General features: G+C 34.0%; 12 protein-coding genes. 4 read left to right on the top strand and 8 right to left on the bottom strand.

The features are described from left to right. Positions 1 to 24: 24 nt before the first annotated feature. Entirely contained in the window at positions 25 to 534 is a 510-nt protein-coding gene (locus GM921_RS12285) for a gamma carbonic anhydrase family protein (RefSeq protein ID WP_182922933.1), read from the top strand. On the opposite strand, the gene GM921_RS12280 is transcribed toward GM921_RS12285, so the two are convergent. From GM921_RS12280 to GM921_RS12255, 6 genes are all read right to left on the bottom strand, one after another. Continuing rightward, the gene (locus GM921_RS12280; protein ID WP_182922932.1) at positions 535 to 2,169 is read right to left on the bottom strand and encodes an Ig-like domain-containing protein; all 1,635 of its coding nucleotides are present in this window, start codon (positions 2,167 to 2,169) and stop codon (positions 535 to 537) included. Between the two features lie 133 nt (positions 2,170 to 2,302). Next, positions 2,303 to 4,165 carry a tRNA uridine-5-carboxymethylaminomethyl(34) synthesis enzyme MnmG gene (gene mnmG / locus GM921_RS12275; RefSeq protein ID WP_182922931.1) on the bottom strand — a complete coding sequence of 621 codons (1,863 nt, stop codon included), beginning with the start codon at positions 4,163 to 4,165 and terminating at the stop codon, positions 2,303 to 2,305. Between the two features lie 71 nt (positions 4,166 to 4,236). Beyond that, positions 4,237 to 4,488, bottom strand: a complete 252-nt coding sequence (locus tag GM921_RS12270; protein ID WP_182922930.1) for a CBU_0592 family membrane protein — start codon at positions 4,486 to 4,488, stop codon at positions 4,237 to 4,239. Between the two features lies 1 nt (position 4,489). Beyond that, positions 4,490 to 6,355, bottom strand: coding sequence for an ABC-F family ATP-binding cassette domain-containing protein (locus GM921_RS12265; RefSeq protein WP_182922929.1), 1,866 nt, complete (start codon positions 6,353 to 6,355; stop codon positions 4,490 to 4,492). Positions 6,356 to 6,710: 355 nt separating this feature from the next. Then, entirely contained in the window at positions 6,711 to 7,373 is a 663-nt protein-coding gene (locus GM921_RS12260) for an MCP four helix bundle domain-containing protein (protein WP_182922928.1), read from the bottom strand. A gap of 170 nt (positions 7,374 to 7,543) precedes the next feature. Continuing rightward, a complete protein-coding gene (locus GM921_RS12255) occupies positions 7,544 to 8,170 on the bottom strand; it encodes a GIN domain-containing protein (protein ID WP_182922927.1) in 627 nt (208 codons plus the stop codon). 375 nt (positions 8,171 to 8,545) lie between these two features. Here GM921_RS12255 and GM921_RS12250 point away from each other — a divergent pair, with 375 nt between their 5' ends. The 3 genes from GM921_RS12250 to GM921_RS12240 all read left to right on the top strand — a co-directional run bounded on the left by GM921_RS12250 (position 8,546) and on the right by GM921_RS12240 (position 12,048). Continuing rightward, complete coding sequence (locus GM921_RS12250) at positions 8,546 to 9,736, top strand: threonine aldolase family protein (protein WP_182922926.1); 1,191 nt, start codon at positions 8,546 to 8,548, stop codon at positions 9,734 to 9,736. Between the two features lie 151 nt (positions 9,737 to 9,887). Next, complete coding sequence (locus tag GM921_RS12245; protein WP_182922925.1) at positions 9,888 to 11,408, top strand: DUF2271 domain-containing protein; 1,521 nt, start codon at positions 9,888 to 9,890, stop codon at positions 11,406 to 11,408. Then, positions 11,389 to 12,048, top strand: coding sequence for a PepSY-associated TM helix domain-containing protein (locus GM921_RS12240; protein ID WP_202985658.1), 660 nt, complete (start codon positions 11,389 to 11,391; stop codon positions 12,046 to 12,048). Before GM921_RS12245 ends, GM921_RS12240 begins: the two co-directional genes overlap by 20 nt. A gap of 10 nt (positions 12,049 to 12,058) precedes the next feature. Here GM921_RS12240 and ybeY read toward each other — a convergent pair whose 3' ends face one another. Both ybeY and GM921_RS17645 read right to left on the bottom strand, forming a co-directional pair. After that, positions 12,059 to 12,484 carry an rRNA maturation RNase YbeY gene (gene ybeY, locus GM921_RS12235; protein WP_182922924.1) on the bottom strand — a complete coding sequence of 142 codons (426 nt, stop codon included), beginning with the start codon at positions 12,482 to 12,484 and terminating at the stop codon, positions 12,059 to 12,061. 6 nt (positions 12,485 to 12,490) lie between these two features. After that, positions 12,491 to 15,808, bottom strand: a complete 3,318-nt coding sequence (locus GM921_RS17645; protein WP_235969827.1) for a DUF4175 family protein — start codon at positions 15,806 to 15,808, stop codon at positions 12,491 to 12,493. Positions 15,809 to 15,930 lie beyond the last annotated feature (122 nt).

Raw genomic sequence — 15,930 nt, 5'->3', positions numbered from 1 at the left:
ACCAATTACTATATACTTATAAAAATGCCAGTCATATTACCAGTTAAAGGAATACATCCCAAATGGGGAGAAAATTGTTTTATTGCACCAAACGCAACCATTGTAGGTGATGTTGTAATGGGAAATAACTGCTCTATTTGGTTTAATGCAGTTGTTAGAGGCGATGTAAACAGCATTACAATTGGCAATGACAGCAACATCCAAGACGGAGCTGTAATTCACGCTACGTATTTAAAGGCATCAACACATATTGGTAATAGAGTTTCTGTTGGACATAATGCAATTGTACACGGCTGTGAAGTTAAAGACCATGTTTTAATAGGTATGGGAGCAATTGTAATGGATCATGCAGTGGTTGAAGAATATTGTATTATAGCTGCTAGTGCTGTAGTTTTAGAAAACACAATTTGTGAAAGCGGATATTTATATGCCGGAACTCCTGCAAAAAAGATAAAGCCCATTACTGATGAGCAACGGGCTTTATTAAATAAATTACCAGATAATTATATTATGTATTCAGATTGGTTTAGGTAATTATTCTTTCGGAATACTTAATTTCTCTTTCCTATCCCAATTCGCTTTAATAGATAACTCTAAAGGAGCATACCAAATCTTTTCTGGTTGTAAGCCTTGTTTTACATTTCCAGTATCCCAAATCCCGTTTTTATTTTCATCATATACAATCCTAACAAAGTAGATGCCCGCTCTATATTTGCTAAAGGTTACGATCGTATTCTTATAAATGCGTTCACTAGAAACAACAACTTCTTTCTTTTCATTTACAACCTGTAAAATATAGTTTTTTGTAGTGTCGGGCACATCTACAGTAAGAATTAAAGTGCCGTAATCTTCATTATTTCCAAGTTTAAATGTTTTGGTAATAACTTTGTTTTTTGAATTGAAAATACCTGTTAAAGCGCCATCAGCTAATTTAAGAATGTATTCCTCTTTCGGTTTCCAAAGATATTTAACATTATATGTTAAAAAATCTAGGCTATCTTTTACTAAGCTAAAACCAGTTCGCGGAATAGAATCTTCTAATAAAGTTACCTTAGTTAAATCTATATTATCTATCGGAAAATTGAAATGTAATTTTAAATCCTTGTATGGATTCAAGATATTTCCTTCTAAATTGTCTCCAGCTTGAATATTCCGAGTATAGGTGTCTTTTTTCCCTCGAGTAAATTTAATAGTATCTAAACCTTTTCCTTCATCCTTAATAGCAACTTTAATTGAATCGAAACTTAGATCATTCAACCAAACCTTAACAGAATCGTTAGTTTTATTGAATCTGATTTTTTTATTTGCATCGACATTTACCGGTTCTATAACTGTTATTTCGGGCTTTTTTAATTGCTGATTAAAATTCATGGTAATACTACCATCGCTGTTTAGTTTCCGATCAAGAATTCTGAAATTACTAGCTAACTCTTTAAAAACAGTTAAATTTATACTATCTAAATTCTTATCTAAAACTAGAGGCGTTTTAATAAAACCAATTTCATCTGAGCTTTGCTGATAAATTTTATCACCACCTTTTTCAACTAAAGCATATACCTTATAAGTGCCTTTTTTAAGATTATTCAGTTTATAATTTCCGCTGCTATCTGTAGTTGTATAAATTGATGGTTTCTTTTTTCCGAAAATACTATCTCGTGAAAGCGGAAGAATAAAAACAATCGCTTCCATTTCTGGTTTACCAGTTAATGCATTTTTAACATTTCCGCTAATACTTAAAGAATCAAGTGTTGGTCCTGTAGCAAAAACATAAGTAAAATTTTTAAGCGCATTGCCTTCATTAATATCTGCAATAGATTTACCAAAGTTCAACGTATAAGTTGTGTTTTTCTCTAAAGAGTCTTGAAGCGTAATTTCTAATTTTTTTGAATTGCTACCTTTTAAAATAGGAGGGCGTTCTTGTTCTGGCGAAATAGAAAATTCTTTAAACTCATTTTGAAGTTTAACATATTCATCAAACTCTATGGTTATTTTTTTCGACTTAAAATTTGTCGTCAGATTTTTTGGCTCCATTTTTAAAACCTTTGGGGGCTGGGTATCTTTTGGCCCGCCCTCTGGAGTTCTTATGCTCGCACAGCCATAAATTAATGCAATTATCAAAATCAGATAATGTATATACGGTCTATTTGCTAATTTTTCTCTTTTCGACATTTAGGTGCGCTATATTTAATTCAACATTAATTTTAATGGATAGCATTAAAAAAACAAAAAAGCCGCTTAAATCGCTTAAAATTAAGCCGCTTCTTTTTGTGGTTTAATTATTTGATAATCAATAGTTTACTAATTATTTTGTAATATGAACCATTAAAACTGAAATATCTGAAGGAGAAACACCAGAAATTCTAGACGCTTGGCCTAAAGTTCTTGGTTTAATCTTCAATAATTTTTCTCGAGCTTCTTTTGATAAAGAAAGTAGTTTGCTATAATCAAATTCTGGATTGATAGATTTATCTTCCATCTTTTGCATTTTGTTTACAATCTCATTTTCTTTCTCAAAATAACTTTCATACTTAATTTTAATCTCCGCTTGCTCTACCGTTTCTTGATCGAATGTATTTAAAAACGAATCAAATGCAGGGCTTACTTTTCTAATATCATTAATCCCAACTTGAGGCCTGCTTAATAAATTTACTAATTTTACATTTTGATTTAGTGCAGAAGTTCCTAAATTTTCCAATAGCTCATTCGCAGCGCTCATCTCGATCCCTTGTTTTTTTGCAAAGGCCACAATCGCGTCAGAGTTTTCTACCTTTTGATTTACAATTGCTAAACGTTCATCGTTAATCAAACCAAGTTTGTGCGCAATAGGAGAGAGCCTGATATCGGCGTTGTCTTGTCTTAATAATAAACGATGCTCTGCTCTAGAAGTAAACATGCGATAAGGCTCTTCCGTTCCTTTAGTTACTAAATCATCAATTAAAACGCCAATATAAGACTCAGAGCGTTTCATAATCAACTCATGTTGGTCTTTAACCTTTTGGTGAGCGTTAATTCCAGCTATAAAGCCCTGACTAGCAGCTTCTTCATACCCAGTTGTGCCGTTTATTTGGCCTGCAAAGAACAAATTACTGATTAATTTAGTTTCTAATGTTAATCCAAGTTGTGTAGGTGGAAAATAATCGTATTCTATGGCATAACCTGGGCGAAACATTTTAGCATTTTCAAAACCAGGTATTTGAGTTAAGGCCTTATATTGTACGTCTTCTGGCAACGAAGTTGAAAAACCATTTACATAAATTTCACAGGTATTCCATCCCTCTGGTTCTACAAATATTTGGTGTCTTTCTCTTTCCGCAAAGCGATTTATTTTATCTTCAATAGACGGACAGTACCTCGGGCCTAAACCTTTAATTCTACCCGTAAACATTGGCGATTTTTCAAAACCTTCTTTCAATGTTTCGTGGACATTACTATTAGTATAGGTAATCCAGCAGCAACGCTGATCCGTTGGTCTTTCTACATTTGTATAAGAAAAACGACCAGGATTTTCATCGCCCCATTGTTCTTCCATCAAACTATAGTTTAACGAACGACCATCAACTCGGGGAGGAGTTCCGGTTTTCATTCGACCTGCTTCGAAACCTAATTGTGTTAATTGCTCAGTAATTCCTGTCGCTGCTTTTTCTCCTGTACGACCTCCGCCAAACTTCTTTTCTCCAATATGAATTAATCCATTTAAAAAAGTACCATTAGTCAGTACTACGGCTTTAGCCATAATCTCTACGCCAAGTGCAGTCTTAACGCCCACAACCGTATCGTTTTTAATGATTAAACTCCCAACCATTTCTTGCCAGAAATCTACATTCGGCGTTCTTTCTAAAGCTAATCGCCATTCTTCTGCGAAACGTTTCCTGTCATTTTGTGCTCTTGGGCTCCACATCGCAGGGCCTTTAGATTTGTTTAACATGCGGAATTGCAAGGTGGTTTTGTCGGCAATAATCCCCGAGTAGCCACCCATCGCATCAATCTCTCTCACTATTTGCCCTTTGGCAACTCCGCCCATAGCGGGATTGCAACTCATCTGCGCTATGGTTTCCATATTCATGGTAACCAATAAAACAGAAGAGCCAAGGTTGGCTGCTGCGGCTGCGGCTTCACAACCTGCATGTCCAGCGCCCACAACAATTACATCATATTCTTTAAACATCGAAATCTATTTTTGTTTCACGTGAAACACATACAAAATTAATTAAAATCTAAGCAGATTTAATCTTTGTTTCACGTGGAACTTTTCTTTTTTGTACATAGTTTAATTAATCCATAAAGCGCAACGGCACTCCAAACAGCTTCTAAAATAACAAACGGCATAAATGGAATTAGCCAAGAGGCATAGCCAGCAATGGCGGCACCAAAGAAATTTAACAAGCCATAAGTCGCGCTTTCTGCTTTAATTATTTTTAAGCTTTGCAAAAAGAAAGCAATTAATAATAAGCTTACTCCGAATGTTGCAATAATATCTGAAGTTTCCATGTTAATTTGTTTTCTCTGAAAGTTCTACCCAACGCTCCATTATCTCTTCTAATTGCTTGTTTAGTTTTTCAATTTCTAATGAAGTTTCTTGAATTTTTAAATAATCAGAAGCATCTATTGCATTCAATTTCTTTGTCAATTCTTCAATTTCATTTTCTTTCTCTGCAACCGTTTCTTCAATTTCGTCTAATTCTTTTTGCTCTTTAAAGCTAAGTTTTTTAACTGGAGAGCTCGAAATCGTTTCTTCAGCTTTAGCTTTTTTCTGAGCAGTAGTATCTTTAGCGGTATCTAAACTAATGCGATATTCTGAATAGTTCCCATTATAAATACTTACACCACCATCGCCTTCCATGATAAATAATTGCTCACTCATTTTATCTAAAAGATACCTATCGTGAGAAACCAAGATTAGAACACCAGGGAAGTTTTCTAAAAACTCTTCCAATACATTTAGCGTATCAATATCTAAATCGTTAGTTGGCTCATCTAAAATTAAGAAGTTCGGGTTTTGCATTAACACCTTCATCAAGTGTAAACGCTTCTTTTCTCCGCCACTTAATTTCTCTACCATTCCATGTTGCTTTTTAGGAGGGAAGAGGAATAAGGTTAATAATGCAGAGGCAGAAATAGTTTGACCATCTGCCATTTTAATATATTCGGCATCAGATTTTACGATGTCAATTACTCTTACTTTTGGGTCAAAAGTTAAACCACCTTGTTTATAATATCCGTAAACAGTAGTATCACCAACGTCAACTTTTCCCTTTTCAGGATTAAGATAGCCGGTAATTATATTCAACAATGTTGATTTTCCCGTTCCGTTTTTACCCGCTAATCCAATTCTATCGCCTCGCTTAAATGTATAAGTGAAATCATTAATGATTTTTTTATCATCAAACGTCTGACCAATGTGATTTAACTCTAATATTTTATTTCCTTGGCGAGACATCTTAACATTCAATGTAACTTTTTGATTGTCAGAACGTTGCTTTGTTTTCTCTTCTAAATCGTAAAATGAGTTTATCCTAGATTGAGATTTCACTGTACGAGCAGCTGGCATACGCCTCATCCACTCCAATTCTTTCTTCAATAGGTTTTTGTTCTTATGAAAGGTGCTTTCGTCAGAAGCTTCGCGTTCACTTTTCTTTTCTAAAAAGAAAGCATAATTCCCATTGTAATTATAGATTTTTCCTCTATCTAGTTCTACAATTGTATTGCAAACATTATCTAAAAAGTATCTATCGTGAGTTACCAAAAGAATGGTTTTGTTGCCAGAAGTTAACAGTTTTTCTAACCACTCAATCGTATCAATATCCAAATGGTTGGTAGGCTCATCTAATACATAAATCTCAGGATCTTCAATTAACAATTTCGCCAAAGCCAACCGTTTCTTCTGTCCACCAGAAAGCGTATCTATTTTTTGTTGAAGATGATTAATGCCCATTCTGCTTAAAATCGTTTTGATTTCATGCTCATATTCCCATGCATTGTGCTCGCTTAATTCTTCATATAAACGGTTCAATGTTTTCTCATCAGGATTAGGATCTTCAATCAATTCCTCATATTCCTTAATCAGCTGCTGCTGTTTATTCTCTAATGAAAAAATGAAATCACTAATAGAATATCCATCAGGGAAAGAAGGTTCTTGATCTAAAAAGCCAATTTTAACAGCTTTATTTTTTACTATTTTTCCCTCTAAAGGAGGAAAGCGGTCGGCTAATAATTTTAAAAGGGTGCTTTTCCCTGCGCCATTTATACCTACCAACGCTACGCGTTGACCAGGGTTTATGCCCAGTGTTAAATTTTTGAAAAGCCATTCGTCATGGTATCCGTGGCCTAAGCCTTCAGCTGCAATTAGTGTACTCAAAGTATTTTTTAACGATTTATCTAATAAGAAATTACCGCAAAAGTAAGGATTAAAATTTTGGTATAGGATGAAGGAAGTAATTGTAAAGACAGAATTTAGTAAAATCAGCACAGATGGCGTAAAGCGAGATCGTTTATCCTAATTTATTGTGTCATCGTTTTGAGCCTATATTAATTGTTATAAGAGTTCGGTTCTCACCCATCTTATCTTCAGTATTGCCTTATATCAAACTCGTAGTAAGTCCGCAGTGAGTCCGCGTATAGTCCGCGTTTTTCCACAATAATGCGGACTATACGCGGAGTAAGTATGAACTAATCTCGAAGAAAACACGAACAAAGATTAAAGAAGATTTAGCCTAATTCAAATTAAATTTATCCTGCTTTACCTTCATCACATTCGAAGCAAAAATGATAGATACAATCAAAACACCAATTACAATAGCTAGCGCAAATTGAATGGCAGAATAAATTTTACTTCCAGCAAATAAGCTTTGAGATTCTTTAATCAATTCTTTGCCCACTTCAATTTGAGTTTTGGTTAATAAAGAAAGATTTTGCAAAATACCTTTATAAGAATTATTCAACTGTTCGAAGGTAATTTCATTACTTTTTGTAGTAGAAATTAACTGTTTTTCAAGTTGCTGATGAGCGATTAACTTTTCTTTCAACTGTTGTAAATGATTTTTTTCATTAGTCACCAAAAAGGTTTGTTCGTATTTTTTTAAAACAGAATCAATCTTAAAATCTTGAATGCTAAGTAATTTTGCTGTTTGTTCAGTTTCTGAAACAGCTAAACGATGATGTTTTTCTAGCACATCTTTCTTATCAAAAAGCAGTTCAGAAACATGAAACAAATCTGTAGCCGGAACCAATCTATCGTTATATAAAGAAACGAAAGCGTTATTCATGCTTTTCATACTTTTATCTTCCAAAAACCTGATTAAAATAGTGCAGGCCATAATGCAGAAAAGCAACAAAGCAATTTTAGATTTTTGCTGAATAGAAAAGGCAATCTTCATAAATGTATAGTTAGTTTATCGCAAAATAATCAAACCAAGTAATTTTGCCAATTCAAATACATAAAGTGACGTAGTTATGCCAAAATAAAACGCATAAAAAATGCGGACATCCATCCGCATTTTTTTAACTAAACTAAAAACTAAACTAAATTTATGATGGATTATGAATTTTATAGGTTGTATAAATCGTCTGATGTTGGTAATTCTGCTTTTGCAACTTTCGCAATCGAAACATTTTTAGATTGAATATTTGTAGTTTCTGCAACAAATTGTCCCATGTTTACTGTAGCAACACTTCCCAAAACTGCATTGTAATCTGTAGTAGATCCCGATAAAGTTAAGTTCGCTTGATCTGCAATAGTTGTAGATAAACTTATCGTGTTGGTATTCAAAGTCGCTTTTGCATCATCTTTTAAGTTAACATCTAAACTCAAAGTGTTAAACTTTCCGAAAGTTTTTACAGTTGCATTATTAGATGCAGAAATAGAAGTTAAGCTGTTTACATAAACTACAACAGTTAATGTTTCTTTGTTGAAAGAACTGATGCGCAATTCGCCATCTTTTTGTTGTACCAATGCATTTTTAGAAAAGTAGTTGTCATAAACTTTAACACTCTCGTCTGCACTTTGAACCAAAATCAATTCAACGTTTCCAGATACATTGATTTTGTTAACTTTTTTAACTTCAGATAATACAGTTGTTTGTGTGTTATCTGCTGCTTTTACATTTATTGTTGCTGTTGTTAATACTAATCCTGTTACTGCTAATACGATTAATGATTTGATAGAAGTTTTCATATTTTTATTTTTTAAAATCTTTGTTTTATAAATTATTTTCTTTTTTATCACCGCCCTCTTTCAGGCTGGTTTCGTATATAAGACGACGCTAAGGGCAAAAGGTTGCAGCGTAATTGGCTGTATTATACCTACATCGTGTTACTCTCGACGAACGCCTGTAATATTTCGACCAACGGGCACCAGAAAAATTAGTAGAAAATCACATTTCTTGGAGAGCACAAGGCAAGTCCCGCTTTCCGCTTTACTTCGTGCTCGCTGCAATCGGGTTTAAAACACAAAAACCAGCATTTCATAGTAAAGCCAGCTTCCCGTTTTGATTTCAGAAAATAAAAAGCCAATTTTATTAAATCCTGTAACAACCTTAAAAATCGAATTATGTCAGCTTATAAACGCCGCGATTTCTTAAAGCTCTCTACCTTATCAGCCTTGCCACTTATTGCATCGGCTGTGCCATTTAACACATTTGCCGCAGAAAACAATCAACCACTATCAAAAGATAGTGAGGCAGTTTATTTCATTAACGACGGTATTTTTTATCGACCAGAAGATTTTATCAATAAACTACAAGAAATTAATACTGCTGCCCCAATAGAAAGAGATAGTTATGGCGAAGGAGGTGCGGTAGAAAAGCTACTGAAGAAATTTATAGAAATAACCGGAAAAGAAGCGGCAGTTTATATACCAACCGGAACTTTAGCAAATCAATTGGCAATTAGTGTTTTGTGCGGAAACAATACAAAAGCATTTGTTCAGGAAACCAGCCACGTATATAGAGACGAGGCAGATGCGTCTCAAACATTATATAATAAACGATTAATTCCATTAGCAGAAGGAAAAGCACATTTTACAGTAGAAGAATTAAAAAAGTCGGTAAACTACCATAAAGACGGAGAAGTATTTGTTGGGGGAGTTGGCGCAATTTCTATAGAAACGCCAGTAAGAAGATGTGAGAATCAAGCTTTTCCGTTAGATGAAATTAAAAAGATTTCGGCTTATTGTAAAGAACAAGGCTACAAAATGCACTTAGATGGAGCAAGATTGCATATGGCAACGGCATTTACCAATTCGACAGTTAAAGAATACGCATCTTATTTTGATACTGTTTACATGTGTTTGTATAAATATTTAGGCGCAACAGGCGGGGCGGTTTTATGTGGTGACAAAGTGGTAATAGACCAAATGCATCACCTTATTAAAATTCATGGCGGCGGAATATTTAATAATTGGCCAAGCGCAGCGGTTGCTTTGCATCATTTAAACGCTATTGATGAGACAATGGAAAAGATCAAAGTAAAATCCAAAGCACTTTTTGATCAATTCAATCAACTCAAAGGCATAAAAGTTAGCCCAATAGAAAATGGAACAAATCAGCTTAATGTTTTATTAGATAAAGGAATTGATCCAGCTAAATTAAATACAAGATTAAGAGGAGAGTATACTATTGTTTTCGGATTACCACAACAAGATGGTTTTGTAAAGATTAAAGTAAATGCAACGTTGTTGAGAAGAGATAACAAATTAATTTTGGATGCTTTTAAAGAGGCAATCGCATTTGCAAAAGCATAATTTGGCAAGTTTAACAACTAAAAAACCGTAGTGGCGTTACAAATGATTTAAGTTTCTTAAACCTTTAAGTAAAAAAAACAGTCATAAAGGCCAGAAATTCAATTTCAAATTTTACATTTGCACACTATTTAGAATTAAACTTAATAACGATATGAAAATATTTGCCTCATTATTAACAGCTGCTTTACTAATTGGTACGCAACCAACTACCGAAGCGCCGAAGAAAAGTAATCAGAGATTATACGTTTCCAATTATGAAAATGTATTGGGAACATCATTAGAATTCAAATTTACTAGCGTTTCTGAAAATGAGGCAGAGAAAGCAGAAGTTGCAGCATTGGCTGAGATAAACAGATTATCAGCCGTATTTAGTGCTTACGATGAAAAAAGTGAGTTTAGCCAATGGATGAAACAGGGTTTGAACAAACCAGTTAAAGTTTCGAAAGAGTTATTTGATATGCTTAACCTGTTTGAACAATGGAAAACTCGTACAAACGGAGCGCTAGATGCTTCATCAGCTGTTGCGGTAAAGTTGTGGAAAGACGCTGCGAAAAATCAAGTAATTCCATCAACAGCAGAAATTAACGCAGCAGTAATGGTGATGAAACAAGCACATTACAAATTAGACGCGGCAACCTTAACCGCTACTCGTTTAAATAATACACCATTGGTGATGAATACTTTTGCAAAAAGCTATATTATTAATTTAGCTTGTGATGCAGCGCTAACATCATCAAAAATCAACGCTGTTGTAGTAAATATTGGCGGAGATTTAGTGATTAAAGGAGATGTTGCTGATGCAGTAAACGTTACTAATCCTTTGGCAAATGCTGAAAATGATGCGCCTTTAGCTCATTTATTGGTAAGTAATAAAGCGGTTGCAACTAGCGGAAACTACCGCAGAGGTGAACAAATTGGTAAACATTGGTATTCGCATATTGTAGATCCACGTACAGGAAAACCTGTTGAAGGCGTAATTAGCGCAACTATTGTGGCTCCAAACGCTACAGATGCTGGCGCATTAGCAACGGCGTTTAATGTATTATCGTTAGAAGAAAGTAAAGCATTAGCTGCAACAGTAAAAGATGCGGAATATTTAATTATCACTAAAGACGGAAAAAGAGTAGAAAGTAAAGGTTGGAATGCATTAGTTGACCCAAAAGTTGAAGAAACTAAAACAGAAACTGCTGCTCCAACTTTATCTAGTGCAGAAAAACCTTGGGATGCTAAATTTGAATTGGCAATAACTTTCGAAATGAATGTAATTACAGGAAATAATCACCGCCCGTTTGCAGCAATTTGGGTAGAAAATGAAAAGAAAGAAGCAGTTCGTAATTTGGCTTTGTGGTACAATAAAACCAAATGGGTTCCGGATCTTAAAAACTGGTATCGTATTAATGGCGATAGCTTTAAAGCTGATAAAGCCAATTATGCTTCAGTAACAGGCGCAACTCGTTCTCCAGGAAAATACACCATAAAATGGGATGGAAAAGATGATAAAGGAAACTTTGTTGCTCAAGGAAAATATACCATCGTTATCGAAACTTCAAAAGAACATGGTACGGATGAAATTATCCGCCAGCCAATGGAATTAAAAAAATCTGCTAGAAAAGCAACTTCGGCGGGAAATGTTGAAATCTCAAACGTAACTTTTGACTTCTATAAAAAATAATCCTGCACCGCTTACTTCGAAGAAGAAAGTAGCTACAAAAGCAAGTAATCCGAAAAAAGAAGTAGCTAAACTATCACGTTGGCTCCATATTTATCTTTCAATGGTGAGCTTTGCCATTGTGCTTTTCTTTTCGGTAACGGGTTTAACGTTAAATCACCCAACGTGGTTTGGCGGAGATAAACAAGTTGAAATAAAGCATAAAGGGGTTTTGAATGTGAAATGGGTAAATAACCCCGACACAACTAAAATTGCTAAGTTAGAAATTGTAGAGTTTTTGCGTAAAACCAACAATGTTAAAGGCTATGTGAGCGAAATTAGAATTGATGATTCTGAAGTAAGCGTTTCGCTAAAAGGACCTGCTTATTCTGCAGATGCATTTATTGATCGTGAAACAGGAAAGTATGAGCTTTCGGAAATTAAAATGGGCATTGTTGCCATAATGAACGATTTGCACAAAGGAAGAGATTCTGGTTCGGGTTGGGGATGGATTATAGATATTTCTGCAGTGTTTTTAATTTTGGTTTCGCTCAGCGGATTAATCTTATTGTGTTTTATTAAAAAGAGACGCGTTGCGGGATTTATTACGGGGATTATTGGGCTAATTATCTGCTATTTAATTTACGTGATTTTCGTGCCTTAGCAGTATAAAGCTAAATCACAAGCTTTGCTAAATAAAAATCTTCTTTTTCCGTCATTAATGTTTTTGCGGCTTTAGTTTTGTCTTTGTAACCCAACAAATGCAATGTTCCGTGAATCATTACTCGAAATAATTCACCTAAAGTAGTCGATTTAAAATTAACAGCGTTTTCTTTAATCCGATCAAGGCTGATAAAAACATCGCCTACAATCATTTTAAGCTCTTCTGAGTTGTCAAAAGTAATCACATCGGTATAATCGTCGTGTTGGAGATAATCTTGGTTTATACGCAATAAATAATCGTCGGAACATAAAATGAAATTCAGTTCTTGTAATTGGTAGCCTTCAGCCAAAATTGTGGCATCAATCCAGTTTCTAATACTAGTTTTATGCTTTAATGTGTATTGAATATCTTCTGTAAAAAAAGTAATTTTTGCCATGAGCAATTAACGGTTTGGCGAATTTAACAATTTAAAATATTCAGCGATTTTATTTTTGTAGTAATAATTTAAGTTGGGCGGCAGTTTTTGGATCAACTCACTTTCGCTTTGCTGTTGTTTTTTAAATTTATCAAGCATTTGCTGATATGAAGGGGGAAATTCTTTTGCGGCATTACTTTCTCTTTTCGAATCTTCATCTTGTTCGCGTTGTGCTTTATCAGCATCCAATAACTTAATCATCAAATTCTTCTGACGATTCATCGTTTCTTCCGAGATTTTCTTATTCACTAAATCCAATTCTGTCTGCTTCATTTCTTGCGTCATTTGGTTTAAATTACCAAGAGAGCCTTTTCCATCTTTATTATCTTCTTTGTTTATTTTTTGCAAAGCTTCTCGAATCATTTGCTGTTGCTGTGCCATCTTCGCAAACTCCTGACTCATTTGCCCTTTTGGTACAGTTCCTTTATTGCCTTCCTTTTGCATTTTATCGCGGGCATTTTGCATGTTTTTATTCAATTGATCTTGCATTTGCTGCAATTGTTGCATGTTTTGTTTTTTGCCTTTACCCTTACCAGATTTTGCATTTTTCATTGCGTTTTGCATCTGTTCTAAAGCTTCATTTAACATTAACGCTAAATTGTTAAGCGATGTCATGGTAAACTGTTGCGAGCGATTTGCTTCGGCGGTACGTCTATCGCCTAAAAGATCTATAGATTTTCCAATGTTAAAATTGATTTTATCAACCTCGGTATTTACAACACTTTCAATTTGCGGCACACGTTTGCTTAATGAAAATAAACTATCAGCAATAGTTTTCATATTGTCTTTAATGGTGTTTTGTTGTTGTACATTGGCAATATAAGATGGATCACTGCTGTTCATTCTCTTTAAAGCCAACATTACTTTTTCCTGCGCAAAAGAAGTGCTCAACAAATTTTCTAATAAACGACGTAATTCTTCAGCATTGGTTTTAGCTTCCTGTTCTTCGCTTTCTTGTTGACTTTCTTTCATTTGTTGCGCCAACTGTTGCATTTGTTCGCCGGCTTTTTGTTGTTTTTCAGCCGCTTTTTGCTTATCGTTTTTATTTAGTTGTTCTTTACTTTCTTGCTGATTTTTCTCAATCTGCTCCGTTTCTTTTTCTGGGTTTTCAAAAGGATTTGGTCGATCTAATTCTTGATTTTTCTCTTCTAGTTTTGCTAATTCCTGCTGTAAATCTTTAAAATCTTTATTTAATTGATCTTGCTTGTTTTTTATATCATTTATCGATGCATTTTTATCCTTGCTTTGCTGACCCAATTCTTTCTGCTGTTTGGCCATTTCTTCCAAGCGATCTATTTTGTTTTGTAAATTTTGTTCAAACTCTAATTGCTTGTATAATTCTAAAATCCTATCCAATTCATTTTTCAAAGATTTATTATCCAATTGCATTTTAGACAACTCATCGCGAGTTAAATCTTTATTGTTCATTTCCATTAATTGTTGCAGTTTTTGCAATAATTCTTTGGTTTTTTCATCAAGTACATTATTAAAAAGATCATCAATTTGTTTTTGCTTTTCTTTTAACTCATCGCTAACTGCATTGTTTTCGGTCTTTTCAAAAGTGTTTTTCTCGTTCTGTTTTTTAATTTCCTTAACCGCTTCTTCTAACTGTTTTTGTTTATCTAGCAATTGCTCAATCTGCTTTTTATCTTCAAAAGTTAATTGCTTTTTGTCCAGTAAATTCTGACTTAGTTTTTTACTTTCTTTTTCGATGGAATTAGCCAATTTAATGGTGGATTCCATTTTTTGTTTCAGTGATTCGCTGCCAGCCGCTAATTTCTCGGCTACTTGTTGTTGTGTAGGAACTTGATATGTTTTTATTTCAGATTTTGAAACTTTGGCACCATTTACGCCATCATTATCGGCTACTTCAAAATAGTATTCTAAAACTTGACCGGGTTTTAAGCTGATTGTATTCAAATCCCATAAATAGAAAAAAGTATTTTCTACTTGATTATTTTTTATAGAAATAAGGTTACTTTGTTCGCTTAGCGTTTTGCCATCCTGTATAATTTTATAGATGGATTTTAAGGAAGAAAATCCATAATCATCAGCAATATTTCCTGAAAAATAAAGTGCTTTACTACTTACAGAATCTGGTGTTTCTGTTACAGAAATGCTGGGGAATTTATCAGCAATAACTGCTATTTGATGGCTCAACGAATCCGAACTACTTACAAAAGTGTTTTTAGGAATAATTTGATAGTTGCTGTTTTTTCGCACAGTTGTGCTAAAGGTTGCGGTATTGTTATTAACCTTTAAATTATGAGATTGGTTTTGAAGGATAAACGCTAATTCTTCGCTATTTTCTGTGTGTAAATCCCAAGTTATTTTTGTTCCTTCTGGGATTAATAAATCACCTACATTGTTTAATTCTTCATTTTTTCTTTGCAAATAAGCTGGATAAACCAACTTTGCGCTCATATTTAACAGCGAAGGGCGAGGCTTCACGGCAATAGTAAAAGCTGCGGAATTAAAGCCTCCACCAAAAAAGCGAAGTGATTTATTTTTTTGAATATTCTTAAACGTATAATTGAAATGACCAATATTTTCCTTTGCTAATTTATAGGTATTTGCACCGTCTTCAATGTAAATATCTTGCGGAAATTCATTGCCATTCAGCTGCAATTTAACTGTAAAATCATCGCCCTGCGTAACACTTAAATTCTTGTTTAAAACCACAAAATCAAAAGGAGCTTTAGGTAGAATTTCTTCGTTGTAACGGATAAAGCTAGTTGTTCCTTCTTTCAATATCGCGGGAGCTATTATGCCAATGAAAATGATAATCGCCAACGGCAATAAAATGTATTTAATATGCTTTCTATTATCATTAAGGTTAATTGCGCTCGCAAATGGAATGGGTCTTAAATCGCTAATTTTTTGATCGATACCCGCTAAAATTAACTGACTATTTTGAGGGGAATCATCGGCCAAAGCTTTAAGTTGCAAGGTATTTAATAGTCTATCTTTTACATTAAAAAAGTGATTGCCAATTAATCCCGCAGCTTGTTCTACACTTAATGTTTTGCTCAATTTAAGATAAGAAAGGGCTGGTTTAATTATCCAAAAACCAATAGCAACTAACGCGATAAATAAAAATGAAAAGAATAAAGTGGTTTTGGTTCCAGTTCCAGGATGAGCATAATAAACAAGCACAAAAAGGAAAAGATACAGCCCTAAAATACTTGCCGCAGCATAAATGCTTCCACGCAAAAGCTTATTTAAATAAAACTTTCGGGTAAATTCATTAATCTTAGCAAGTAAAAGATCGTAGTTGCTGCTCATCAATCAATAAAAATACATATTACATCCATAAAATGGATTAAATAAACACAAAGTCGGGTTTTAATATTTAATTGGTTATTTTTATTAACATAAAAAATGCCGTTTTGGTATATAACATTAAG

The sequence above is a fragment of the Pedobacter planticolens genome (assembly GCF_014172375.1).
Taxonomy (GTDB): Bacteria; Bacteroidota; Bacteroidia; order Sphingobacteriales; family Sphingobacteriaceae; genus Pedobacter; species Pedobacter planticolens.
Note: the sequence above shows the minus strand (reverse complement) of the source record. Positions and strands in the feature narration are given on the sequence as shown.